This is a genomic window from Rhodanobacter sp. FW104-R8, assembly GCF_001617365.1.
Classification (GTDB): Bacteria; Pseudomonadota; Gammaproteobacteria; order Xanthomonadales; family Rhodanobacteraceae; genus Rhodanobacter.
This window is the reverse complement of record NZ_LVJR01000023.1, coordinates 14,036-36,070: the sequence shown is the minus strand read 5'-3', so window position 1 is coordinate 36,070 and position 22,035 is coordinate 14,036. Positions and strand designations below refer to the sequence as shown.

Annotated in this window: 25 protein-coding genes; 20 read left to right on the top strand and 5 right to left on the bottom strand. The window is 61.8% G+C overall.

Features of this window, described 5'->3' with window-relative positions; all coding sequences use genetic code 11:
- Positions 1 to 42 precede the first annotated feature (42 nt).
- Positions 43 to 1,224: an MFS transporter gene (locus RHOFW104R8_RS06680; protein WP_007509081.1), complete on the top strand. Its 1,182-nt coding sequence runs from the start codon at positions 43 to 45 to the stop codon at positions 1,222 to 1,224.
- Positions 1,225 to 1,314: 90 nt separating this feature from the next.
- Positions 1,315 to 1,716 (top strand): GtrA family protein, encoded by a 402-nt coding sequence (locus RHOFW104R8_RS06675; protein WP_007509079.1) that lies wholly within the window; start codon positions 1,315 to 1,317, stop codon positions 1,714 to 1,716.
- 228 nt (positions 1,717 to 1,944) lie between these two features.
- Here the strand turns inward: RHOFW104R8_RS06675 and RHOFW104R8_RS06670 are convergent, their stop codons facing one another.
- Positions 1,945 to 2,925 carry an IS5 family transposase gene (locus RHOFW104R8_RS06670; protein WP_007509076.1) on the bottom strand — a complete coding sequence of 327 codons (981 nt, stop codon included), beginning with the start codon at positions 2,923 to 2,925 and terminating at the stop codon, positions 1,945 to 1,947.
- Positions 2,926 to 3,003: 78 nt separating this feature from the next.
- Here RHOFW104R8_RS06670 and RHOFW104R8_RS06665 point away from each other — a divergent pair, with 78 nt between their 5' ends.
- Positions 3,004 to 4,638, top strand: coding sequence for a glycosyltransferase family 39 protein (locus tag RHOFW104R8_RS06665; RefSeq protein WP_027485181.1), 1,635 nt, complete (start codon positions 3,004 to 3,006; stop codon positions 4,636 to 4,638).
- Between the two features lie 57 nt (positions 4,639 to 4,695).
- On the opposite strand, the gene RHOFW104R8_RS16895 is transcribed toward RHOFW104R8_RS06665, so the two are convergent.
- Positions 4,696 to 5,004 (bottom strand): hypothetical protein, encoded by a 309-nt coding sequence (locus RHOFW104R8_RS16895; RefSeq protein ID WP_043795550.1) that lies wholly within the window; start codon positions 5,002 to 5,004, stop codon positions 4,696 to 4,698.
- Positions 5,001 to 6,164, bottom strand: coding sequence for a site-specific integrase (locus RHOFW104R8_RS06660; protein WP_027485182.1), 1,164 nt, complete (start codon positions 6,162 to 6,164; stop codon positions 5,001 to 5,003). The genes RHOFW104R8_RS16895 and RHOFW104R8_RS06660 overlap by 4 nt, the downstream gene beginning before the upstream one ends.
- 167 nt (positions 6,165 to 6,331) lie before the next feature.
- On the opposite strand from RHOFW104R8_RS06660, the gene RHOFW104R8_RS06655 reads away from it, so the two are divergent.
- The 3 genes from RHOFW104R8_RS06655 (at position 6,332) to RHOFW104R8_RS06645 (ending at position 10,516) form a co-directional block, all read left to right on the top strand.
- Positions 6,332 to 6,766 carry a DNA-binding protein gene (locus RHOFW104R8_RS06655; RefSeq protein WP_231381786.1) on the top strand — a complete coding sequence of 145 codons (435 nt, stop codon included), beginning with the start codon at positions 6,332 to 6,334 and terminating at the stop codon, positions 6,764 to 6,766.
- Between the two features lie 141 nt (positions 6,767 to 6,907).
- On the top strand, positions 6,908 to 9,841 hold the full coding sequence (locus RHOFW104R8_RS06650; protein ID WP_008209282.1) for a Tn3 family transposase: 2,934 nt from the start codon (positions 6,908 to 6,910) through the stop codon (positions 9,839 to 9,841).
- Positions 9,842 to 9,880: 39 nt separating this feature from the next.
- Entirely contained in the window at positions 9,881 to 10,516 is a 636-nt protein-coding gene (locus tag RHOFW104R8_RS06645; RefSeq protein ID WP_008209284.1) for a hypothetical protein, read from the top strand.
- 80 nt (positions 10,517 to 10,596) lie between these two features.
- Here the strand turns inward: RHOFW104R8_RS06645 and merR are convergent, their stop codons facing one another.
- Positions 10,597 to 11,004, bottom strand: coding sequence for an Hg(II)-responsive transcriptional regulator (merR, locus tag RHOFW104R8_RS06640; RefSeq protein ID WP_008209286.1), 408 nt, complete (start codon positions 11,002 to 11,004; stop codon positions 10,597 to 10,599).
- A 65-nt stretch (positions 11,005 to 11,069) separates the two neighbouring features.
- Between merR and RHOFW104R8_RS06635 the strand changes: the two genes are divergently transcribed.
- The 14 genes from RHOFW104R8_RS06635 (at position 11,070) to RHOFW104R8_RS06570 (ending at position 20,825) form a co-directional block, all read left to right on the top strand.
- Positions 11,070 to 11,663: a hypothetical protein gene (locus tag RHOFW104R8_RS06635; protein ID WP_153021737.1), complete on the top strand. Its 594-nt coding sequence runs from the start codon at positions 11,070 to 11,072 to the stop codon at positions 11,661 to 11,663.
- A gap of 111 nt (positions 11,664 to 11,774) precedes the next feature.
- Positions 11,775 to 11,996 carry a bacterioferritin-associated ferredoxin gene (locus tag RHOFW104R8_RS06630; protein WP_015447712.1) on the top strand — a complete coding sequence of 74 codons (222 nt, stop codon included), beginning with the start codon at positions 11,775 to 11,777 and terminating at the stop codon, positions 11,994 to 11,996.
- Between the two features lie 216 nt (positions 11,997 to 12,212).
- Entirely contained in the window at positions 12,213 to 12,497 is a 285-nt protein-coding gene (locus RHOFW104R8_RS06625; protein WP_015447711.1) for a DUF2282 domain-containing protein, read from the top strand.
- Positions 12,498 to 12,508: 11 nt separating this feature from the next.
- A complete protein-coding gene (locus tag RHOFW104R8_RS06620) occupies positions 12,509 to 13,381 on the top strand; it encodes a DUF692 family multinuclear iron-containing protein (protein ID WP_015447710.1) in 873 nt (290 codons plus the stop codon).
- Positions 13,356 to 14,105 carry a DNA-binding domain-containing protein gene (locus tag RHOFW104R8_RS06615; protein WP_015447709.1) on the top strand — a complete coding sequence of 250 codons (750 nt, stop codon included), beginning with the start codon at positions 13,356 to 13,358 and terminating at the stop codon, positions 14,103 to 14,105. The genes RHOFW104R8_RS06620 and RHOFW104R8_RS06615 overlap by 26 nt, the downstream gene beginning before the upstream one ends.
- Before the next feature lie 85 nt (positions 14,106 to 14,190).
- Complete coding sequence (gene merT, locus RHOFW104R8_RS06610) at positions 14,191 to 14,553, top strand: mercuric ion transporter MerT (RefSeq protein WP_015447708.1); 363 nt, start codon at positions 14,191 to 14,193, stop codon at positions 14,551 to 14,553.
- Between the two features lie 19 nt (positions 14,554 to 14,572).
- Positions 14,573 to 14,851: a mercury resistance system periplasmic binding protein MerP gene (gene merP, locus RHOFW104R8_RS06605; RefSeq protein WP_015447707.1), complete on the top strand. Its 279-nt coding sequence runs from the start codon at positions 14,573 to 14,575 to the stop codon at positions 14,849 to 14,851.
- A 19-nt stretch (positions 14,852 to 14,870) separates the two neighbouring features.
- Complete coding sequence (gene merC / locus RHOFW104R8_RS06600; RefSeq protein WP_015447706.1) at positions 14,871 to 15,278, top strand: organomercurial transporter MerC; 408 nt, start codon at positions 14,871 to 14,873, stop codon at positions 15,276 to 15,278.
- A gap of 298 nt (positions 15,279 to 15,576) precedes the next feature.
- Positions 15,577 to 17,301 (top strand): mercury(II) reductase, encoded by a 1,725-nt coding sequence (gene merA, locus RHOFW104R8_RS06595; RefSeq protein WP_015447704.1) that lies wholly within the window; start codon positions 15,577 to 15,579, stop codon positions 17,299 to 17,301.
- Positions 17,302 to 17,317: 16 nt separating this feature from the next.
- Positions 17,318 to 17,683: a mercuric resistance transcriptional repressor MerD gene (merD, locus tag RHOFW104R8_RS06590; RefSeq protein WP_008214502.1), complete on the top strand. Its 366-nt coding sequence runs from the start codon at positions 17,318 to 17,320 to the stop codon at positions 17,681 to 17,683.
- Positions 17,680 to 17,898, top strand: coding sequence for a broad-spectrum mercury transporter MerE (gene merE, locus RHOFW104R8_RS06585; RefSeq protein WP_008214504.1), 219 nt, complete (start codon positions 17,680 to 17,682; stop codon positions 17,896 to 17,898). The genes merD and merE overlap by 4 nt, the downstream gene beginning before the upstream one ends.
- A gap of 72 nt (positions 17,899 to 17,970) precedes the next feature.
- Positions 17,971 to 18,363: a group III truncated hemoglobin gene (locus tag RHOFW104R8_RS06580; protein ID WP_231381787.1), complete on the top strand. Its 393-nt coding sequence runs from the start codon at positions 17,971 to 17,973 to the stop codon at positions 18,361 to 18,363.
- Between the two features lie 11 nt (positions 18,364 to 18,374).
- The gene (locus RHOFW104R8_RS06575) at positions 18,375 to 19,730 is read left to right on the top strand and encodes an NAD(P)/FAD-dependent oxidoreductase (RefSeq protein WP_008214509.1); all 1,356 of its coding nucleotides are present in this window, start codon (positions 18,375 to 18,377) and stop codon (positions 19,728 to 19,730) included.
- A gap of 216 nt (positions 19,731 to 19,946) precedes the next feature.
- Positions 19,947 to 20,825: a CBASS cGAMP-activated phospholipase gene (locus tag RHOFW104R8_RS06570; RefSeq protein ID WP_231381788.1), complete on the top strand. Its 879-nt coding sequence runs from the start codon at positions 19,947 to 19,949 to the stop codon at positions 20,823 to 20,825.
- A 42-nt stretch (positions 20,826 to 20,867) separates the two neighbouring features.
- On the opposite strand, the gene RHOFW104R8_RS06565 is transcribed toward RHOFW104R8_RS06570, so the two are convergent.
- Positions 20,868 to 21,875: a DNA-binding protein gene (locus RHOFW104R8_RS06565; protein ID WP_027485184.1), complete on the bottom strand. Its 1,008-nt coding sequence runs from the start codon at positions 21,873 to 21,875 to the stop codon at positions 20,868 to 20,870.
- Positions 21,876 to 22,035: the final 160 nt, after the last annotated feature.

Genomic DNA, 22,035 nt, shown 5'->3' with positions numbered 1-22,035 from the left:
GAGGGACCCATGGGACCCCATCCCGTTCGTTGAACGCGAACGATGAGGCCAACCGTTTCCAAGACCGTCATCGTGCTCGGCGTCGTGAGCTTTCTCAACGAACTGTCGTCGCAGATCGTTGCACCGCTGATCCCGCTGTTGCTGGTCACGACGTTGGGTGCGGGTCCGGTGGCGATGGGCCTCGTCGATGGCGTGGCGGATGCGGTCGCCAGCGGGTTTCGTTTGTGGGCCGGTCGTCGCTCAGATGTGCGTGGGCGCCGGCGCAAGATCTTCGTCATCATGGGCTATGGTCTGTCGAGCATCGCGCGACCGCTCGTGGGACTGGCGCTCAACTGGCCGATGGTGCTGTTGCTGCGCAGTCTCGACCGCGTCGGCAAGGGGGTGCGTGGTGCCCCCCGCGATGCGTTGGTGGCCGATGCCACGCCGGCGGCATTGCGGGGGTATGCGTACGGCATCAATCGCGCCTTTGATTACGCCGGCGCGGTCGGCGGCAGCCTGATCGCTGCGGCGGCATTGCTGTGGATCAGCCATCGCATCAGCGTGGTCATCATGCTATCGGCCATTCCCGCGGCCCTCGCGCTGGTGGTTTTGATGACTCTCGTCAAGGATGTGCCGGCGAAAACGATCAAGCCAGGAACGGCGCCAGCGCCTTTGCGCTGGCGTGCGTTGACCGTTCCATCGCGGCGTTTCCTGACCGTCTTCATGCTTTTTGCCTTCGCCAGTGCGTCGGAGAGTTTCATTCTGTTACGTGCTCACGAAATCGGTATGGGCAATGTCCAGGTGCTTCTGCTTTGGGCCGTGTTGTGCGCTGTGCAAGCAGGGGTCGCCTGGCGTGCCGGAAAGGTTTCCGACCGTTTCAACAAAGTCGGGGTCGTGACCTTCACCTGGTTGGCCTACGGCGTGGGCTTGCTGCTGTTCGCGTTCGTGGAAAATATCCTGGGCCTGTGGATCGTCGTGATCGTCTATGCGTTGCTCAGCGGCGTCGGCGAAGGCGCGGAAAAAACGCTGGTCAGCACCTTGGCGACGGAAGCTGACCGCGGTACCGCCTTCGGGTGGTTCACGATGATTTCGGGGTTGGGAGCCATCCCTGCCGGGTTGATGTTCGGCGTCATTTGGCAGCAGTCCACCGCAGGTACCGCGTTCGGGGCGTTCGGCGTCCTGGCCATCGTGAGCGCGGTACTGTTGTGGGTGATCTTGCCGACACGGCGTGCGGCAACTATCTGAAGGATGGACAGCGTGCTTATTCAATCGGCTATCTCCAGCAAACATGCGACTGCTCTCTCGTCGCGTCAACACTCAATGAGTTATTCAAGCATGTCTATCAGATCGATCGCCTTGAATGAGGGCGTCCGCCGAACCTTTTTCTTCTTCCTCGCGGGCGGTACTGGATTCCTGCTCTATCTGTGCATTTCGATGGTCTTGCATTATGTGTTTCACGTCGGCGAGGTCGTTTCAGCGATCTGCGGAACGTTACTGCCCATTCCGCCGACATTCTGGATGCAGCGCCGGCTTACATTTCAAAGTGATGCGCCGAAGCGACAGGCACTCCCACGCTATGCGGCGCTCCAGCTGGGCAATGCGGCACTCGTTTCGGGGCTCACCGCATGGGGGACAACCATGGGATTGTCGGGAGGTCTGATCTTTCTCATTGCAGGAATCACGGGCGCTTTGATTTCCTATGTCGTCCAGTCAAAGCTGGTGTTTCACAGCCACTGATACGGTAATTGCATCGACCGAATGCGTTCGGTCGATGTAGTGCACTTTGGTGCGCATTTTCCGCCGCACCATGTCTCCCATTAGGGATGCTCTGATCAATGAAGTTCGAAACAGCCGTCCAGACGGCCGTGCCAAAACTTCCGGTCTTGTTACATAGAAAGATGACTTTTGAGCAGTTCCAGCACTGTCACGGTGCCGTTTTGCGCCGAATCACCATGATTGGGTGCCTCACGGGCGCACCTCCCCTACGGAAGTCAGCAACGTTCGCCGTGCCATCCAAAGATTTGAGAGTGCGAACAACGTCAGTACCTGCGCGGTGTTCTTGAATAGTCCCTTGAAACGCACTTTTTGATAGCCGAACTGGCGCTTCACCACCCGGAACGGGTGCTCTACCTTGGAACGAACCGCTGCCTTCATGTGTTCGGTGTGCTTCACCGCTTCCTTCAACTCACCTTCGGGCATCGCCTTGACGCTGCCGCGTTTGGCAGCGATGTACCAAGTGCGACCGCGCTTGGCTGCTCGCTTCTCGGCACCCTGGTAACCGGCATCGGCGTACACCGTCTTCTCTTTGCCGTGCAGCAGCTTGTCTACTTCCGTCACGTCACCCACGTTTGCTGGTGTGGTGGTCACCGTGTGCACCAAGCCCGATTCAACGTCCACTCCGATGTGCGCTTTCATGCCGAAGTACCACTGCTGGCCTTTCTTCGTCTGATGCATTTCGGGGTCGCGCTGCTTGTCGCGGTTCTTCGTCGACGACGGAGCCTGGATGATCGTGGCATCCACGATAGTGCCCTGACGCAAGAGCAAGCCCTGTTTACCGAGGTAGGAGTTCACCGTTTCGAGAATCCGAACCGCCAAGCCGTGCTGTTCCAGAAACCGGCGGAATTTGAGAATCGTTGTCTCATCCGGGATCGCCTCCTCGTTCAACTCCAACCCAGCGAAGCGCCGCATTGACTCGATCTCATACAGCGCGTCTTCCATCGCAGGATCGCTCAGCGCATACCATTGCTGCATGAAGTGGATGCGCAGCATGGTCGCTGCTGGCATGGGCGGTCGGCCACGTCGGCCAGACGTCGGATAGGCGGGTGCGATCAACGCCAACAGCGCTTCCCACGGCACCACCTTGTCCATCTCTCCAAGAAATTTCTCCCGCCGCGTCGGCTTCTTCTTGGACTCGAAACTGAGCGAGGCAAAGGAACGTTGCTTCATCGACGGGTGCTTCCTGAGGTCTGTCGCTATGATGCCGCAGATCGGGAATAAATCAGAGCATCCTTAGCTGGTTGTCTTATGTCATTCCGTTCAAACCGTTTCGACGCGCTGCGCATGCTGTGGCCCTGGCTCCCCCTGTGGATGGCTGTCGCGTTGGTCGCGATCTTCATGCACGGCCCGATGCCGATGTATTCCACCCGTACGCTCGCGGTGGCGTGGGACATGTGGCATCGGCACAGCTTCATCGTGCCATCCCTCAACGGCGCGCCTTACAGCGACAAACCGCCCATGCTGTTCTGGCTGATTCATGTGGGATGGGCTGTCGGAGGCGTGGGCGACGTCTGGCCCCGTGTGCTCGAAGTTTTGATGGGGGCTGTCGAGTTGGTGCTTGCCACCGTGCTCGCACATCGTTTGTTCCCCGAACGCGCGGCGGTCGCGCGAACGACTCCATGGGTGTTATTCGCCTTCAGCTATGCGTTCTTGTTCGGCCTGCAAACCATGTACGAAGTGCTGCTTGCCGCCAGTGTTCTTGGTGCCTTGGTCAGTCTTGCCCCGAGCTCGCGTCGTGAAGCGCCTTGTTTCATCGGATTCGCACTGGCGATCGGCGTGGGGTTGCTTACCAAAGGCCCGGTGATGCTGTTGCACGTCGCCTTTCCCTGGTTACTGGGTCCACTGTGGAATGACTGGGCGCGGCGTGAATCACGGCGGTGGTACGCCGGCGGTCTGCTCGCTGTACTGACCGGATGCGGCATGCTGCTAGCGTGGGCGCTCACGGCCGCCTCGATCGGTGGCCCCACCTATCGCGAGCAATTGCTGTTCCACCAGACGGCAGGGCGCGTGGTGGAAGCGTTCGCGCATGCGAAACCGCTCTGGTGGTACCTGCCGCTACTGCCGCTGTTGGTGTTTCCGTTCGCGCTATGGCCGAGGCTGTGGTTCGCACTAGGGGCCCTGCGGCGTCCGTTCGAACCAGGACTGCGTTTCGTGTTCGCTTGGCTGGGTCCGGTGTTACTGGTGTTCTCGCTGATCAGCGGCAAGCAGCCGTATTACCTGTTGCCGGAATGTGCGGGTTTCGCCTTGCTGTTCGCCGCCGCCGTGGCTCGGAAACATGCTCCTCCGGGAAGGAGCCGTTGGCTCGGTCCGTGGCCGTTGGCATTCTTGTCCGTGGGAGCTGGTCTGTCCCTGTTTGCACTTCCGCAGCTCATTGCGCGCGGGGTAGTCCGTGATCCGCAGCTCGCCACGCTGGGGGCTTTCAGCAGCGCGTTCGGCGTGTTCTATATTTTGCTCGGTGGCCTGCTTCTGCCAAGAAGGGGCGAGTTGCACCGCATTGCTTTGGTGGGCCTTGTGGGTGCCGTCGCCGCCAACGGTCTATTCACGCTCACCTGGTGGCCGGCTTTCGATCTCAAGCCGGCGGCGGTGTTACTGGCACGTGCCGAAGCTCAGGGCAGACCCATCGCCAATGTGGAAACGTACGACGGTCAGTTCGACTTTCTGGGCCGATTGACACGGCCCATGACGCAGCTGTCCGAAGGCGAGTCGGTGCAAGTGTGGGCAAAGGCACATCCCCGAGGATGGATCGTGAGCTACCCAGCCACGGTGACATCTCTCGATCGACGTATAGCTCTTTATGTACAGCCGTTTCGTGGCGTGTGGTTGACCATATGGCCAGCCAGCGAATTGGCCGCCGGCCGCGAAGGCCTGCCGAAGGCGAACTAAACAACCGCACCCTTTGGACGAATTTTCCAACTGAACCCGGTTGAAAAAAGCACGCTATCAAATTTTCAAATAATCATCACACGCGGTGATGAGTTCTCGCAGTGTCGGCTCATCCGCATCAGGACGGGCCGCCAGCAGGGCGCGAAGTTCCCCAATCTGTTTATTGTCTGGAATCAGTTCGGACGGACTTTCCCACATCCAGTCGATCACGATCGGCAAAAGTTGGGTGGCAGACAACGTGGCCACTTCATGCCGGGTGGGTACATACATGCCCGCCCGAAAAACGGGGCTATCCAGCCCATGACTTTCCCTGGCCGCCTTGAAAGCACTGGCGGGCATGCCGAAACGATCGTCGGGGTCAGTCATGGCAGGTCTCCTTCTCTTTGCTGCGAGGCGTCGGCTCGCGTTCTCGTTGTGCTTGCATGCCGTGAATCTTCTTCTGCGTGGAGGTAAATCGATGTCGTGCCGATCGAGCTGTGGCGAAGATTCTGCTGGATGTGGTGGATCGGTGTTCCGTCTTCGGCCTGATGCGTGGCGGCCGTATGCCGTAGCCAATGAGTCGACGCCCGCCGCACTCGGGAGGCTTTGGCGGCATCTTCCTTTTGGAGCGTATCCGCAACATGCCGGAAGGTGGCCTTGACGATCTGATAGATCGCCGTGGGAGTGAGCGCAGAAGCGCGGCCGGCGATCCCCAGAATGGCCGGTATCTTGCCATTGTCGGCCGGCGCGGGCGGCAACCCATGGAAGCCGCGATAGCGCGCGAAATCCTCCATGAGATGGTCGCTGAGGGGGATCTGACCCTCGACGCCGCCTTTGCCCACGACATGGAGCCACCACCGACCACGAACGCGCTGGAAATCGCTCTCGCAGGCCGCGGCGGCCTCGGAAGCCCGTAAAGCCGTTTCGTACAGGAAACGCAGTACCCAACGAGCGCGTTCGTAGCGTTGGCAATCCCGGTTCGTCGACCGTGGCCAACCGTCGATGCTGTGAAGCACGTCGTCCCAAAGGGATCGGTCCAGATAGCGCTCGATAGCACGGGGCATCCCGCGACGCGCCCGTCGCCGCTGCAGCACAAACGGACTGCCGGCGAGATAGCCGGCGCGTACGAGATAGTTGAACAGCCCTGCGAGGATGCCCAAGGCCTGACGTCGGCTGCGCTCGGCCAATGGTCCCGTGAACAGGCGCCGATGCTCACCACGACGGGCCAGACTGTCGTCGCACCAAGTGGCGGGCGGATGGCAGAGAAATGCTTCGTAGGCGATCACATCCTCGCGGGTGAGGCTCGACACCGGCTTGCCACGTATTTGCGTGGCCCAGAGCAGCAGCCGTTCTGCCTCCTTGCGGTAGCTGCGAAAGGTATGGGGCGAGTCGTGATATTCCGCCAGCCACAGGCCGATCGCCGCCACGTCGTCATTGGCCGCAATCTGTCGGGCCACGTTCGCCGGAGCACGGTTGGTTCCGGCGCATCCCGACAGGACAGGAGGCAGGGCCTGGGGTACGGCGAGGCTCAAAGGATGTTCAGTCATGCTTTCCGATGTCCAATGCCGCGGGACCACCAGCGTACTGCTGAATTACTTTCGATTATAGGGATTATCATAACTTTCTTGATTTAATCATTACACATATAACGTAATACTATGATATACATGATTCATATCCTGCGAAATTGACCCGCCAGCAACTGAGAATGCCCATGAGCCGTGTCAGTGATACCCGCCAACGTACCCGCGAAGCCGCTGCCCAGCTCGTTGTCGGCGGCAAACGACCCCACGAAATCACGGTCGACCAGATCTATACGGCCATCCAGCAGGGCAGCCGCACGACGATCAATGACGAGTTGAAGCTGTGGAAGGACGAACGTACAAAAGCGGACGCCCTCGGCGCCGATCTCCCGGCCGCTGTGGCCGATGCGATGCGCACCCTGTGGGTGTCCGCTGTCGAGCAGGGCGAAGCGGTATTTGCCGAACAGCGGGGCGCCTTGGAGACCGCTTTGGCGGAGGCCGAGCAGCAGCGGAATGCAGCCCTGCAAACGCGCGCCGATGCCATGGAGATGGCGACAGCACTGACCGAACAGTGCGAAACACTTCGACATGAAGTTGCCGCGCAGCAAGGTGTCACCTTGTTTTAGGTGCAAATAGTAACGCTTAGCCTCGTCAAGCAACTCTTTGATTTGACGGGGAATAATGTAGGCGCCCGGGAAGCAATCTTCATAAAATCAACAGTTTGCTGTTAGCCTCAGATCTTCTCCACGGAAAGGCCGGAGGTAGGCATGCAGTACTGGCAGGCGCCGTATCTTGGGCTGCGCACCATTCCCAAGGAGCTCAATCAGTTCGAGCTCCATGCCTTCTTCACTTACTCGGCCAAGGAACGGCGCGTCATTCTCGCCAAGCGCGACGCGCTGCACCGGCTGGGCCTGGCGTTGCAGATCGGCTTCATCCGGATGACTGGCAGCGTGCTTGCGGCCGTCAAAGTAGTCCCTGCCGAGCTATGGGCACATCTAGGCAAAACGCTGGAGATCACGACGCCGGATATTGCCTCGCTCCGCTCGCTATATCGCCGCCGGCCGACCTTGTTCGCGCACCAGAACGCCGCCATGGAAACGTTGGGTTTTGGTCGCATGTCCGAACACCAGCGCCGTGCCCTGGTGCGCTACCTGCGTGTCGAGGTGCTGTCCGAGTTCGATCGTCATCGTTTGAAAACACACGTCAAAACGTGGCTGTACGAGCACGGCATCCTCATTGAGGGCGAGCGCCCACTGAAGAGCGCCATCGATGTCGCGCTAAAGCTGGCCGAGGATGAACTCGGCACCGTGCTGCAGAAGGACGCCCCTTTCACTGTCCTCGATGCGTGGGTGCGGGCCTGCGACGAACCCCATCGCTCTGGTCTTTCCTTTCAGGAATGGCTTGCGCAAGCACCACGCCGGCAGTCGCTCCCCCAGATTCGCGAACAGTTCGAGCGGATCCAATACCTGACCCAACTCGGTGTGGCCGCACACCCCATGCCTTCCGTGTCGGATCACATCAAGCGCCATTACGCCCAGGCGATGGCAGATCGGCCACCCGCGGCGAGTAAGCGTATTGCGGCAACGCGCCGGACCATCGAGGTCGCCTGTTACCTGCAGACGGCGCTGTGCACCGCCACGGACCGGGTGCTGGCCATGACGCGCCAACACGTAGCCGATCTTTGGGGCAACGGGATGCGCGCCGTGGTCCAATCCGCCGAGGCGCGTGCGCGCACGCTGACCACCTTTGCGAAGGAAGTCCGCGAGCTGGCCCTCGATCGCTCCCTTCGCGAAGAGGATCTGCGTGCGGCGATTCTGCGTGCGGTGGAACAGGTCGGCGGCGGCAAGAAACTCAGCCGAGCGCACCTGACCCGTGAACAACTCCTCCTCAAAAACAACCGCCACTCGCGCTCGCTGTTGAAAATGCTGTGTGCGCTTCCCTTTGAGAGCGTGGCGCCGCACCCGGTTCGTCAGGCGCTGGACGCCTTGCGCGAGATCTATCTGCAGCGCAAACCAGCACTGCCCGAGGCGATACCGGTTCACCTCGGCAAAGTGTGGGACGACATGCTGGCAAATCCCGACCGGCAACGTGCCCTGCAGGCCTTCGAGGTGGCGACGCTGCTGGCGTTACGCCGTGCCCTGAAGAACGGCAGCGTGTATGTCGCGCACAGTTTCAGCTTCCGCAGTCGCGAAAGCATGCTGATTCCGTCCGCGGAATGGACCAAGAGCAAGACGCATCATTACGCGCGCTTGAAGCTGCCCCGCGACGCGAAGGAATTCACCGGTCCGCTGGTCGAGGAAGTGTCCAAGCAGCTCCAGCACCTGAGTGAAGCCGCGCAGGCTGGCGACGTCACCGTGGACAGAGACGGTGTGCACTTGCCCAAACTCCCGGCGGAGGACGTGCCGGAAGCCGTGATGGTGCTTCGGGATGCCCTGATGGAGCGCATGGGAGCGGAAGAGCTGCCGGGCGTCATGATGGAAGTGGACAGCCACACCCGCTTCAGCTGGACGCTGCTGGGCCGCGAGCCGCGCTCGATCGATGAGTTGCGCTTGGTGTATGCCGGTCTTCTTGCGCACGGCACGGCATTGTCCGCCGCCGATACGGCGCGCATGATGCCGGGCCTCTCCGCGGATGCCGTCAATCAGAGCATGCGTTGGATCGCCCAAGAAAAGCGCTTACGGGAAGCCAATACCGCCGTCTTCGAGTACATGCACAGCCACCCCATTGCCGAATCCTGGGGACGCGCCGATCTGGCGTCCGCGGACATGATGAGTCGTGAAACCGTCAAGAGCAGCCCCCTGGCACGTCGCGACCCGCGCACGAAGAAGAAGTCGATTGGCATCTACACGCACATCCATGACCGCTGGGGCATCTTTCACGACCAGCCCGTCGTGCTCGGCGAACGGCAACAGGGTGTGGCCTTGGAAGGGGTCCTTCGCCAAAGCACGGTCACGATCAACCAATTGGCGGTGGATACGCACGGTCAAACCGAATTCGGCATGTTCTTGGCGAAAACGGTGGGAAAGGATATGTGCCCACGGCTGCGTGATGCCAGCGCACACAAGCTGTATGTGACCCCGGCGATGACGGTGCCCGAGGGGCTGCGCAGCGTGATCGCCAAGAACCGAGCGCATCCTGAGAAGGTGGAGCCCGTATGGGATGAATGGGTCCGCATGGCGGCCTCCACCCATGTCGGCAAAGCGAGCGCGGTCGACATCCTGTCCCGCTTCGGCTCCGCCGCGGCCGGTGAGCAGTTGTACGACGCGGGCGTCCAGATCGGCCGATTGCTACTCACGCTCTATCTGTGCCGCTGGTTCACGCTACCCGACTTCCGCCGGGAAATCCTGCGCACCCTCAATCACGGGGAACGTGTCCATGTGCTGGAGCATGCGCTGGAAACGGGCAAGGTGCCGCGGCATCAGATGAGCCACAACGCGCGCCTCCGAAGTGTCTCCTCCGCCATCACGCTGTTGAGCAACATCGTCATGGCGTGGACCACGGCGCGCATGCAGCAATCGCTCGCGACCTTGCCCGCCGACATCGCAGCCCTCGCGGTGCCCGAGAACCTGCGCCATATCGCGCCGATCCAGGAGCGTCTCGTGAATTTTCGCGGGCTGTTCCTGTTCCCGGTCGAGCGGTACATGGCGCGGTTGCTGCCCACCCTGCAGCCGGTCAGGCCGGTGCTGCGGAACATGCGTTAACGTCGTTGGAAGCCGCCACGCGTTCGCACGGAATCCCGCATGACCTCCCAACGCAAATCGCCCGCCGAAGCGGCTGCCGGATTAAAGCTGCCACCGGATGTGTCCTTTCACCGCGACCCTTTGCCGGACGGTATCGCCTACGTCTTTCGGCACGCCGAACTGGGGGAGTTGGGACGCCTGCGCGTCACAGGTACCGCGTCCGGCGAAACCTGCGTGGTCACCGACATCGCCGGCGACGAACGGGAGGCGATGTTTGCCCAGCGGCGCGCGATATTGGAACCCCTGTCGCACCAGATCGTGACGGCGCTGGAGTCCATTCGCGGTCCGAGCAGTACGCCACCACCACCCTTGGCGGCAAAGCACTCGCTGCCCGGCGGCACCATCCCCGTCGAAGAAGTGCGTTGCGACCGCTGCGGTGCATGGGTGGCTTTGCTGGTGTTTGCCGAAGGCGCCACCGATCATGGTCGGTTCGAAGACGTCGCGCGGCAGATGTACCCGCACTACGCGGTCACCACGGTGCCGACCTACATCATTGGTCCCGAGCAAGGCAGCACGCCCGCCAATTTCCGAGCCGCCATCCTGAAGGTATGGCCGCAGCGCGAACCGATCACGACGTTGACCCCTGACCAGTTTCGGTCGCGCATCACGCGGCTGCTGACGGGGCATTGCCGATAAGCCGGCGAACAGCTTGCCTTCATGTCCGGCTGATCCACCAAAGAGTGCGCCAGGCTGTCAGGCGTCGCCGGCAGGACGTCTCAACGGCCATGCAGGGAGGCGATGAGGGGGCAGGTAATGGTGCCGCGATGCGAATGACATTGCGCGACCAATCGAGCCAGTACGGTTTCCATGCGCTTGAGGTCTTTCAGGCGTCCCCGCACGTCGGCCAGGTGCTGCGCGGCGAATTGTGCCGCCTCACTGCAATGGGTGCCGTCCTCCAGGGCGAGCAACTGTGCGACTTCGTCGAGGCTGAAGCCCAAACGCTGCGCTGACTTGATGAATTTCACACGAGCGACATCGGTATCACCATAGCGGCGGATGCTGCCATAGGGTTTGTCCGGTTCCGGAAGCAGCCCCTTGCGCTGATAAAACCGGATGGTTTCCAGGTTGACCCCCGCGGCTTTGGCAAACGCACCGATGGTCAGTTGTTCCGATGGCTTCCCCATACCCATTGACTCCGTACATGACTACGGACATAGCGTACACCCACCTCACCCCCTGGGAGACGTTCGTGTTCATTCACTTCTACACGGTGCCGCTCGTGTGCGAGGCGGTGCCGCAGATCGGTTGCGGGTGCCTTGCCAAACCCGTTTTGGCACGCCTGGAGGTTCATCCTGATATTGCAGAGGTTTGGCTGCACCATCGCGGTGACGTGATCGCGATCAAATGGCTGCGTGAGCTTCGGGTCGACCAGCAGGTCGGCCTCCTGCGTGCTGCCCTCGGCGGTGACAGCCAGGTTGCTTTGGTAGCTGCCACGACGGCGTCGGCGTTGCTTGCCACATTTCCGAACCCTTCATACTGGTACCGGCGCGAGACGGTCGATCAGCTCAGTCAGGAGGAGGCGCACACCATGGCCGCCCGTCTCGTCCAGCGGCTGTCGCAAGCACGCGTTCCGTTGCCCGATGGGGCCGCGCTGCAATGCGATCTCGCGTGTGCGCTGCTAGAGGTTCTTGTGGCAGACGAGGCCTTGCCTATCGAAGCTCGACTTGCCCGGCTACTCGGGGTGGCGCGAAACACATTCCAGCAGCATCTCGGACCGAACGCGCTGCCGCAGCTGGAGGCGTGGTTGACGCCCGCTGCGCTCCTGCCCGAGGCCGCGGGTTGACGTGCCGACTTCGCGTCAGATCGTGGGTACGACTCCGTGCTTCAGGACCGACATCTGCGATCCGCCGCGTCTCAGGCTACGACAGGACGGCTCCGCCACGCGAGTTGGATCATGACTGACGTTTGCGTGTGCCACAGCGTGACCGAGGAGGACATTCGCCACGCGGTGGTGGCCGGGGTGCGCAGTTTCGAAGCATTGCAGTGGCTCACCGGCTGCTCGGGTGGCTGCGGAGGCTGCGAGCAGGAAGCACGCCAGCTGCTAAGCGACATCATCACGGAAATCGCATGCGCACATCCGACCTTCCATCTCAGGCCGAGCCACGATGGGCAGTAGGACGTCGGTCAAGGCTCCCGCGGTCTTGGCAATCCACGCTTGATGTCGTACCGAAGTACGGCAGTAGGCTCTGCGCCATGGGCGGAGATTGACCGGACGCGCGGTTCGAAGATGAGGATGGCTGCTGGTCGACACGGGAAAGTTTCTGCATGGGTTACCGATTGTCATTTTCAAAGAAGGCCAGAGTGTTTCTGGCCACGTACTGGAGAGTTGAGAATGAATACCGCATCGATTCTGAAATCCGTTCTGGCGGGAGGACTCACGTTGGGTCTGACCACAGTCGCAGCGGCCGCAGGCATGCAGAGCAAACCGATGTCAATGAGTCATATGGAGAAGTGTTACGGCATCAACGCTGCGCAGAAGAACGACTGCAAAGCAGCAGGCCACTCCTGCGCCAGCCAGGACACCAAGGCCCGCGATCCAAACTCTTTCGTCGCGGTGCCCAAGGGCTTGTGCGAGAAGATCGACGGCGGCAAACTCGAACCGGCACAGAAGGGCTGAGCAACACCACGATGCACGACGCGAGCACGCTCGCGGCGCCACCGATCTCGGCTCCTTCTGGAGTCGGGATCGGTCTGCGTGCGCCACACATGCAGCGGGTGTTGAGCGAACGTCCGCGCGTGGCGTGGTTCGAGGTGCACAGTGAGAATTTGTTTGCCGACGGCGGAGCACTGCATGCGGCGATCGAGCATGTGCGCGCCGACTATCCGCTGAGCCTGCACGGTGTCGGCCTCTCGCTGGGATCAGCCGACACATTCGACGACGAGCATCTGGCGACGCTGTGTGCGCTGGTGCAACGCTTCGAACCGGGGCTGGTCTCCGATCACATTTGCTGGGGCGCGATCGGCGGCATCCACCTCAACGACCTGCTGCCGCTACCGTTCACCCGGGAGGCGCTGGACCTGATAGTGACGCGCGTGCAGCAGGTGCAGGACGCGCTGGGCCGCGAGTTCCTGGTCGAGAACGTTTCCAGCTATCTCACGTTCCAACACGCCGAGATGAGCGAGTGGGAGTTCGTCGCCGAATTGATACGTCGCAGTGGCTGCGGCCTGTTGCTCGACGTCAACAATGTCTACGTCAACAGCGTCAATCACGGCTTCGACGCGCATGCCTATCTGCGTGCGATGCCGCGCGCGGCGGTGCGCGAGATCCACTTGGGTGGATTTATTCGCAAGACCGATCTCGCGGTACCGCTATTGATCGACAGCCACAGCCGGCCGGTGGATGCCGAAGTCTGGGCGCTTTATGCCGGGGCACTGGATCTGTTCGGCCCCGTACCCACCCTGATTGAGTGGGATCAGGACATCCCCGAACTTGAGGTGTTGCTGGCGGAAGCCGGCCGCGCGGAGGCCCTGCTCAATGGTCACCGCACCCACATTGCTTGAGTTGCAACGCGGTTTCGCCAACGCCGTGCTCGATCGCGGCAGTGACCTCGCGCAGTGGGTTGTCGGTGCCGGCCTCGCCCCCGCTGCACGGTTGCAGGTGTACGGCAACGCCATCGCCAGTACGCAGATCGAAACGCTGCGCGCCACGTACCCCGCGGTGCAAGCGCTGGTCGGCGAGGCCTTCTTCGAGGCCGCAGCGACGCGCTATCGCCTGCATCATCCGTCGACGCGCGGCAACCTGCAGGCGTTCGGCGGCGCCTTCGCCGCGTTTCTGGCCACGATGCCCGAAGCGGCAGCACTTGCCTATTTGCCTGATGTGGCGCAGTTGGAGTGGCTACGCCAGCAGTCCGCACTGGCCGCTGAAGCATCGCCACTGGCTCCGGCCACGCTCGATGACACGACATCGTTGTCCTGGCGGTTGCATCCCAGCGTGCGCCTGCTGGGCAGTACGCATCCGGTGCTGACGATCTGGCGTTACGCCACCGCCCCCGAAGGCGAGCGGCTGCAGCTGGATGGTCGCGGCGAACAGGTCGTGTTGTGGCGTGACGGCGGCGAGGTGGCGATGACCGTGCTGGACGCAGCGAGCTTCGCCTGCATCGCCGCGCTGATCGATACGCGTGATCTGGAGGCCGCGTATGCGGCGGCTCGGGCCATCGACGGAGCATTCGATCTCGCGGTTTGTCTGCGCAGTCTGCTGAAGCACCAACTGATTGCAGCGGGTTGACGCTAAAAATTCTTGCGCTTGACTCTGTACCTAAGTACGCGAATAGAGTGCTCCCATAGTCGCCCCCATCCACGCAGAGCCCTCCATGAAAAATACCCAAGTCGTCAAGAAAACAGGTTCCGGCGCTCTTCTGGCCGGGGGTATCACCGCACTACTGGCGTCGACCTGTTGCCTTGGTCCCCTGGTCTTGGTCGCCCTTGGGTTCAGTGGCGCCTGGATCGGCAACCTGACTGTGCTTGAGCCGTACCGCCCGTACTTTATCGGTGCAGCGCTGATCGCGATGGTCTTCGCCTGGCGACGCATCTACCGGCCTGCTACGGCGTGCGCGCCTGGTGACGTCTGCGCTGTGCCGCAGGTCAGGACCACCTACAAAGTCTTGTTCTGGATCGTCGCAGCCCTGGTGCTCGTGGCGCTGACCTTTCCCTATCTCGCCACGCTGTTTTACTGACCCGTCGGAGGATCCACCCATGAAGAAACTTGCCGCTCTCATCGTCCTTGCCACCGCCATTTCCGCGCCTGCCTGGGCGGCTACGAAGACCGCCACCCTGTCGGTGTCCGGTATGACGTGTGCCGCATGTCCCATCACCGTCAAGAAAGCGCTGTCCCAGGTTCCCGGTGTCGAAAAGACCGAGATCCTGTTCGACAAGAAGGAAGCCGTTGTGACCTTCGATGATGCCAAGACCAGCACCCGGGCACTCGTCAGCGCCACGACGGATGCGGGCTACCCCTCCACCGTTAAGAATTGAAGCGCCCGAGGTCATTCCCATGTCTCTCACTCCACTCACACGCACCGCCGACAAAGCGGGCGTAATCGGGGCCATCGTCACAGCGATGGGATGCGCTGCTTGCTTTCCTGCACTCGCCAGCCTGGGCGCCGCGATCGGATTGGGCTTTCTGAGCCAGTACGAGGGCGTATTCATCCATTACTTGCTGCCACTGTTTGCGATGGTCGCCTTGCTTGCCAACGGGATCGCCGGCTTCCGTCATCGGCAGTGGTTACGCATGGCCCTTGGCGTGATCGGACCGGTCTTGGTGCTGATCGGGGCCTTGCGCATGGCGGCGTGGCTGCTCTATCCCGGGCTGGTCTTGATGGTCGCGGTATCCATCTGGGATCTGGTATCGCCGCCGGGAAAGGGGCACCGCGGTGCGAAGCGAGACGACGCCTGCTGTTGAACACTCACCCCACCTTCCGCGGGTGGAGATGTGGGATCAAACCCCGTGGAGTACCGGCGTTCGTTGGATCACCCTATCGGAGATGACACCCATGAAAGCATGGCTGAGTGCCAAGAAAACCGACCTCATCACGGCCGCGATCGTCATCGGCATCGTGCTTTTGTTGATCGTCGTGGTGCCCTATTGCTGCTAACGGAAGGTGCCGTCACTGCGATGGTTGATGGGGCCCTCTATTGATTCAACGGTGTGCCGCTCTGCTTCGAACCGAAGCGACACGCGTTCATTTGCCAGGAACATCATGAACGAACAAACCCTCTCTGTGATCGGCATGACGTGCGCCGATTGCGCCCGACATGTTGAAAAAGCGCTCCGGGCGTTGCCTGACGTCGTCGCCGCTGACGTCGCCTACCCGCAAAATGTGGCGCACGTCCGTAGTACCCAGCCATTGACGGTGGAGCAACTCAACGCGGGTCTGCCGCAAAACTACCGGATCGCCGCCGCCTCGGCACCGCAAGCCGACACACTCGCGCGCAAGTCCTCCATGCTCGACCAGGCCTTGGGCTCGCTGGGTGGTTGGTTCAAGCCGCGTGGCGATGTCGACCGCACGCCCACCGCTTCGGAGCAGCGACTGCACGTTGCTGTCATCGGCACGGGCGGCGGGGCCATGGCGGCAGCGCTGAAGGCCGTTGAACTCGGCGCCCGGGTGACCGTCATCGAGCGCGGAACCGTCGGTGGTACCTGCGTCAATATCGGCTGCGTGCCGTCGAAGATCATGATCCGCGCCGCGCACGTGGCCCACCTGCGTCGAAGCAGTCCGTTCGATGACGGCATCTCCAGTACGGGGCCGGTGGTTCGGCGTGACCGACTGCTCGCCCAACAGCAAGGTCGTGTCGACGAACTGCGTCACGCCAAGTACGAGGGGATTCTCGATACCAACCCCAACATCCAGCTGCTGCGTGGCGAAGCGCGTTTCAAGGACGCACACACGCTCGTCGTCACGTCGACGACGGGGCGTGGTGAATCGGAGGTGTCTTTCGATCGCTGCCTGATCGCCACGGGTGCCCACGCGGCGGTGCCGCCCATCCCCGGCTTGAAGGACACCCCGTATTGGACGTCCACCGAGGCATTAGCCAGTGACGCGATTCCGCCGCGGCTCGCCGTCATCGGCTCGTCAGTGGTTGCGGTGGAATTGGCGCAAGCCTTCGCGCGGTTGGGCAGTCACGTCACCATCTTGGCGCGCAGCAGCTTGTTCTTTCGCGAAGATCCGGCCATCGGCGAGGCGATCACGGCGGCGTTCCGTGCCGAAGGCATCGAGGTGTTGGAGCACACCCAGGCCAGCCAAGTTGCCCATGCCAACGGTGAATTCGTGCTCACCACCGGGCACGGCGAAGTGCGTGCCGATCGGTTGCTGGTGGCCACGGGCCGGACCGCCAACACGCGTGACCTCGCGCTGGAGGCGGCGGGTGTTGCGGTGAATGCTCAAAACGCCATCGTGGTCGATCGCGGTATGCGAACCAGTGCGCCGCACATCTATGCTGCGGGCGATTGCACCGACCAGCCGCAGTTCGTCTACGTGGCGGCCGCCGCCGGTACACGTGCCGCCATCAACCTGATGGGGGGCGAGGCGACCTTGGATCTCACCACCATGCCGGCGGTGGTGTTCACGGAGCCCCAAGTCGCGACCGTAGGCCTTAGCGAGGCGGAAGCGCACCTGCAGGGTATCGAGACGGATAGCCGCACACTTTCACTCGATAACGTGCCGCGGGCGCTCGTCAATTTCGACACCCATGGCTTTATCAAGCTGGTGGCCGAAGCGGGTAGCGGCCGGCTCATCGGGGTGCAGGCGGTGACGCCGGAAGCCGGCGAGATCATCCAGGCGGCCGCACTGGCGATCCGGGCGCGCATGACCGTGCAGGAGCTTGCCGATCAGTTGTTCCCGTACCTGACGATGGTCGAGGGCCTGAAACTGGCGGCACAGACCTTCACCAAGGACGTCAAGCAACTTTCCTGCTGTGCCGGATGAGGAGACGGGGTGTTCGATGAACGCCTACACCGTGTCACAGCTGGCTAAAGACGCCGGCGTGAGCGTGCATATCGTGCGTGACTACCTGGTGCGCGGGCTGCTGCATCCGGCCGCGCGCACCGATGGAGGTTATGGCGTGTTCGACGCGAACGCCCTGCACCGGCTTTGTTTCGTGCGGTCCGCGGTCGAGGCAGGGGTCGGCCTGGACGTCGTGACGCGACTGTGCCGGTCGCTGGATGCATCGAATGCCGATAAGACGGTGATGTGCCTGGCAGAGGTAGGCGGAATCGTCGATGAGCGGCGGCAGGCATTGGTGGGGTTGGAGGCGCAATTGAGCGCGCTGCGGGCAGAGGTTGGTCGACACGAAGAGGCACGGCGATGAACGGTCACGAGCGCAAATCCATCACGGGTTACCTGTGGGCCGGGCTGGCTGTGCTGACGTGCCCGTGTCACCTCCCGATCCTGGCCGCGCTCTTGGCGGGTACGACGGCCGGCGCCTTTTTCAGTGCGCACTGGGTCATCGCGGCACTGGGGTTGATCAGCTTGTTCGGGCTATCCGTGTGGCGGGCGATACGTGCGTTTGGAGGACGCGTATGAGCGGTTTGATGCACGGCCGGCTTGAATTCGTCGAGGGCCGATCGGACGCATCCGCATGCCCTTGAGCGCCAGGTGAAAACGATCGCCATGGATTCGCGTGAACTGAACTCACCGGAGGCCATTGCCGACTTCGTGGACGCCTTTTACGCCAAGGTGAGGGTTGATGCCGCGCTTGGACCGATCTTCAAAGACGTTGACCTGCAGCAACATATACCAAAGATTCGCGCGTATTGGCGCAAGATGCTGCTCGGTGACCATGAGGGCTATCGACGCAACATGATTGCCCAGCACATGGCGCTGCACACGCGACATTCCTTGCACCACCACCACTTTCAGCGGTGGTTGGCGTTATTTGTGGCAACCGTGGACGAGCAATTCCGCGGGCACGCCGCCATCCAGGCCAAGCGCCTTGCGTCCACGATCGCTGTCAACCTCGAAGCGCTGCTCGACGTCCGTCGGAAGTAAAGGAGCATGGCATGAACCCAAATGAGAGTTTCGACCTGATCGTGATCGGGGCCGGTACCGGCGGTACGGGCGTCGCCCGCATGGCTGCGGCGGCAGGCTGGAAGGTCGCCGTGGTCGATAGCTTGCCTTATGGCGGTACGTGCGCCTTACGCGGGTGTGACCCCAAAAAAATGCTGATCGCCGTGACCGAGGGCGTCGACTGGGCGCGCAACTTGAAAGGCAAGGGGCTTCGGGCGCAAACCGCTGTCGATTGGCCCGACATGATCGCTTTCAAGCGCAGCTTTACCGACCTCATGTCAGGTCGGATCGAAGCCGGGATGCAGCGGGCCGGTGTCGTTCCCCTGCATGGCCAGGCCCGCTTCACCGGACCAAACACGATTGAAGTGAATGGCGAACTCCTGACCGCTCGGCATTTTCACCTTGCCACCGGCGCCCGGCCGATGACCTTGAATATCCCGGGCGAAAACCTGCTGATCACCAGCACCGACTTCCTCGAATTGCCGGAGCGGCCGGACAGGGTCGTCTTCGTCGGCGGCGGATTCATCGCGATGGAATTTGCCCACATCTGCAAACGCGCCGGCTCAAGGGACGTCACGGTACTAGAAATGATGAAGCGCCCGTTGGGCAATTTCGACCCCGACATGGTCGGCATGCTTTCCGAAGCGACCGCCGATCTGGGCATCGACCTGCGGACCGAGGCCAGGGTGTTGACGATCGAGCAGGACGGCGCCGGGTTCATCGTGACCTATGAAACGCCGCAAGGCACCCAGACCATTGCCTGCGACAGGGTGGTGCATGCCACCGGGCGCGTGCCCAACATCGAGCATCTCAACCTGGACGCCGCGGGCGTGGCCTACGGCCGTAAGGGCATCCAAGTCAGTCCCTTCATGCGCACGACCAACCCGGCGATCTTCGCGGCCGGCGACTGCGCGGACAGCGGCCCCAATCTCACCCCGGTCTCGGCCAACGAGGGCCGGATCGCGGGCAAGAACCTGCTCGCCGGAAAAGACGAGCGCGCGATCCACTACCCGCCGATCCCCAGCGTCGTCTTCACGCTTCCGCCCGTGGCGTCCGTCGGGCTGTCCGAAGACGCGGCACGCGAGCAGGGGCTGGACTTTGACGCGCATTTCGAGATAACCGCGCAGTGGTATTCCTCCCTGCGCGTGGGCGCGCGACACAGCGCCTACAAGGTGTTGGTCGAGAAAGGCAGCGGGAACATCCTGGGCGCGCATCTGATCGGCCCCGGCGCCGAGGAACAGATCAATCTGCTCGCCATGGCCATGGGCGCTGGACTGACGGCGAACAAGCTCAAGGGCATCATCTTTGCCTATCCCAGCTATGCCTCGGACATCAGTTCGATGGTGTAGCAGGCGCGCCAAGCAAAAAGTCCGCACGGCGTGTAGCTTTCCTGACGTGACCTAGTGCAGCACCTCAACCCACGCGAGGCGCATAACGAACTCGTCAAGACAAGGGCAGCCTTCGCGTTTCCTCTCATGCATCGAAGAGTCCAAGCCAGCACACCCTCTGCCATGCATTTAGCGCAACCCCCATCGCCTCGTGCCGGTACCGCCCGGTTGTTTTCGGTGCTCACCCTGGATGGGGACGGCGCCCGCGGTTATTTGACACTCAAGATTCTCGAATGCGTCGAAGCGTATTTGAATACGCTGACTGATAACGCGCTGCCGCTGGGGGCGCGTTTCGACCTCATCTGTGGTACGTCGACGGGCGGGATCATCGCACTGGCGCTGGCACTGGGCCGACCGGTGAGCGAGATATCCGCCCTGTATGAAAGACACGTGCCGCGCATCTTCGGTTCAACGATGCGGCGCTTCGGGTGGATGAGAAATTTCCGCCCCCGTTACCGCAGCGACGCCTTACGCGAGGCGATGCATGCGTTCTTCGGCGACCTCACCTTAGGCGCGGTGCAGACGGATGTCTGCGTCACCGCGGCCTCGCTGACCAATGCACGACCCCATCTCTTCCGCAGCGATTACGCGAAGCCAGGCCCATGGCGTGGCGAAGATCGTCTCGCCGATCTGGCATTAGCCACCTCGGCGGCGCCAACCTTCTTCGCCGCCCACGCGACGGAACGCCTGAGCGATCTCGTCGATGGTGGGCTCTACGCCAACAACCCCGCGCTACTCGGTGTGGTGGAGGCGTTCCAGTTCAGCCGCCCGAGTCGGCGCGGTATCGCGCCGCCTCACGACCTTGGTGCCACGTGCCTGGCACAACTGGCCGTATTGTCGATAGGCACCGGTGAGCAATGTGCCATGCCCTATACCCCAGAACGCTTGCGTAACGGCGGTTTGCTGGCCTGGGGTGCGCACTTCCACAACGTCATCGACGAAAGCCAGTCGCAGTACACCAATCTGTTGGCGGCGGGCCTGCTGGGTACCGCCTACCACCGCATCAACCCGCGTCTGGATTTTCCGATGGCCATGGATGGGGTCGTGCCCGGATAAGGGTAAAATTGGGTCATAAGCCTCAAACAAGGCTTACGCGTCTCACTTCTTGCCCTGTTTCTTCCGAGGCGTTGCTGGCGACTTCCGTTCGTCCAGCAGCGTACTGATACGCGACTCGGCGGTGATAGCCCGAGTTTCGAGCGACTGCATCGCCGTTCCCAAACCTTCCAATTGCCCGCGAGCTGCGGCCAGTTCGATGGCCATGCGATCGCGATCCGCGACAGCCGCGGCCAATGCCCCCAAGCGGGTATCACGCTCGGCCAGTTCACGACGGTGATGTCCTGCTTCGGTGCGCAGCTCCGCCAAACTGGCTTGTTGTCGCTCCAGTCGTTCTCGCGTTTTGACCATCTGCTGTTCTGCGCGCCGCTGGCCTTCGCGAGCTGTATCGATCTCCTGCAGCATGCGGGCTTGGGCGGCCTCCAGCCGCTCGTTCGCTGTATCACGTTCGACCTGAAAAGCCGCATCCCGGCTCGCAATCACGGCTTGGAATTCTTCGGCCTGGTCAGTTTGCGCTTGACGGATGCGTTCGATCTGTTCGGCGGTGTCGGTCTGGAGTGCGATGAGTTTCTGCTGCAGTGCCTGGCCATCCTGAAGCGCTTGATTCTTCGCGGTGGCCTCGAACTCCACTCGCGTTTGCAGCGTGGTGATCTGCTGTCGAAGTGTTTCGCACTGTTCGGTCAGTGTCGTTGAGGTCGCCAATGCGTCGTCGCGCGCCTGCGTAACCGTAGCGTGCTGCTGCTCCGCATCTGCCACGGCAGCTTCCAAAGTGCTCCGCTGTTCGGCGAACACCACCTCGCCCTGTTCGACGGCCACCACCCACAGGGCACGCATGGCGTCGGCCACAGCAGCCGGGAGATCAGCACCGAGCGCATCGGCCTTCGTACGTTCGTCCTTCCACTGCTTCAGCTCGTCATTGATCGTCGTACGGCTGCCTTGCTGGATGACGGCGTAGATCTGGTCGACGGTGATTTCGTGCGGCCGCTTCGCACCGGCAACGAGTTGGGCGGCGGCTTCACGGGTACGCTGACGGGTATCGCTGACACGGCTCATGGCAAATTCCCAGTCGCTCGGAGGGTCAATTTCGAAGGATAAGAGAATGTATATCATAGTATTACGTTATATACGTAATGATTAAATCAAGAAATTTACGATAACTCCTATAATCGAAAGTCTTTTGGCAGTACGCTGTGTTTTCCGTGGCGTCGGACAT

Coding starts and splice junctions, on each gene's coding strand:
- merE (WP_008214504.1), top strand. CDS start 17,680: ATGAACGGTCACGAGCGCAAATCCATCACGGGTTACCTGTGGGCCGGG.
- RHOFW104R8_RS06670 (WP_007509076.1), bottom strand. CDS start 2,925: ATGAAGCAACGTTCCTTTGCCTCGCTCAGTTTCGAGTCCAAGAAGAAG.
- RHOFW104R8_RS06620 (WP_015447710.1), top strand. CDS start 12,509: ATGCACGACGCGAGCACGCTCGCGGCGCCACCGATCTCGGCTCCTTCT.
- RHOFW104R8_RS06675 (WP_007509079.1), top strand. CDS start 1,315: ATGTCTATCAGATCGATCGCCTTGAATGAGGGCGTCCGCCGAACCTTT.
- RHOFW104R8_RS16895 (WP_043795550.1), bottom strand. CDS start 5,004: ATGACTGACCCCGACGATCGTTTCGGCATGCCCGCCAGTGCTTTCAAG.
- RHOFW104R8_RS06615 (WP_015447709.1), top strand. CDS start 13,356: ATGGTCACCGCACCCACATTGCTTGAGTTGCAACGCGGTTTCGCCAAC.
- RHOFW104R8_RS06665 (WP_027485181.1), top strand. CDS start 3,004: ATGTCATTCCGTTCAAACCGTTTCGACGCGCTGCGCATGCTGTGGCCC.
- RHOFW104R8_RS06650 (WP_008209282.1), top strand. CDS start 6,908: ATGCAGTACTGGCAGGCGCCGTATCTTGGGCTGCGCACCATTCCCAAG.
- RHOFW104R8_RS06645 (WP_008209284.1), top strand. CDS start 9,881: ATGACCTCCCAACGCAAATCGCCCGCCGAAGCGGCTGCCGGATTAAAG.
- RHOFW104R8_RS06680 (WP_007509081.1), top strand. CDS start 43: ATGAGGCCAACCGTTTCCAAGACCGTCATCGTGCTCGGCGTCGTGAGC.
- merC (WP_015447706.1), top strand. CDS start 14,871: ATGTCTCTCACTCCACTCACACGCACCGCCGACAAAGCGGGCGTAATC.
- merP (WP_015447707.1), top strand. CDS start 14,573: ATGAAGAAACTTGCCGCTCTCATCGTCCTTGCCACCGCCATTTCCGCG.
- RHOFW104R8_RS06660 (WP_027485182.1), bottom strand. CDS start 6,164: ATGACTGAACATCCTTTGAGCCTCGCCGTACCCCAGGCCCTGCCTCCT.
- merA (WP_015447704.1), top strand. CDS start 15,577: ATGAACGAACAAACCCTCTCTGTGATCGGCATGACGTGCGCCGATTGC.
- RHOFW104R8_RS06625 (WP_015447711.1), top strand. CDS start 12,213: ATGAATACCGCATCGATTCTGAAATCCGTTCTGGCGGGAGGACTCACG.
- RHOFW104R8_RS06655 (WP_231381786.1), top strand. CDS start 6,332: ATGAGCCGTGTCAGTGATACCCGCCAACGTACCCGCGAAGCCGCTGCC.
- merD (WP_008214502.1), top strand. CDS start 17,318: ATGAACGCCTACACCGTGTCACAGCTGGCTAAAGACGCCGGCGTGAGC.
- RHOFW104R8_RS06565 (WP_027485184.1), bottom strand. CDS start 21,875: ATGAGCCGTGTCAGCGATACCCGTCAGCGTACCCGTGAAGCCGCCGCC.
- merR (WP_008209286.1), bottom strand. CDS start 11,004: ATGGGGAAGCCATCGGAACAACTGACCATCGGTGCGTTTGCCAAAGCC.
- RHOFW104R8_RS06630 (WP_015447712.1), top strand. CDS start 11,775: ATGACTGACGTTTGCGTGTGCCACAGCGTGACCGAGGAGGACATTCGC.
- RHOFW104R8_RS06575 (WP_008214509.1), top strand. CDS start 18,375: ATGAACCCAAATGAGAGTTTCGACCTGATCGTGATCGGGGCCGGTACC.
- merT (WP_015447708.1), top strand. CDS start 14,191: ATGAAAAATACCCAAGTCGTCAAGAAAACAGGTTCCGGCGCTCTTCTG.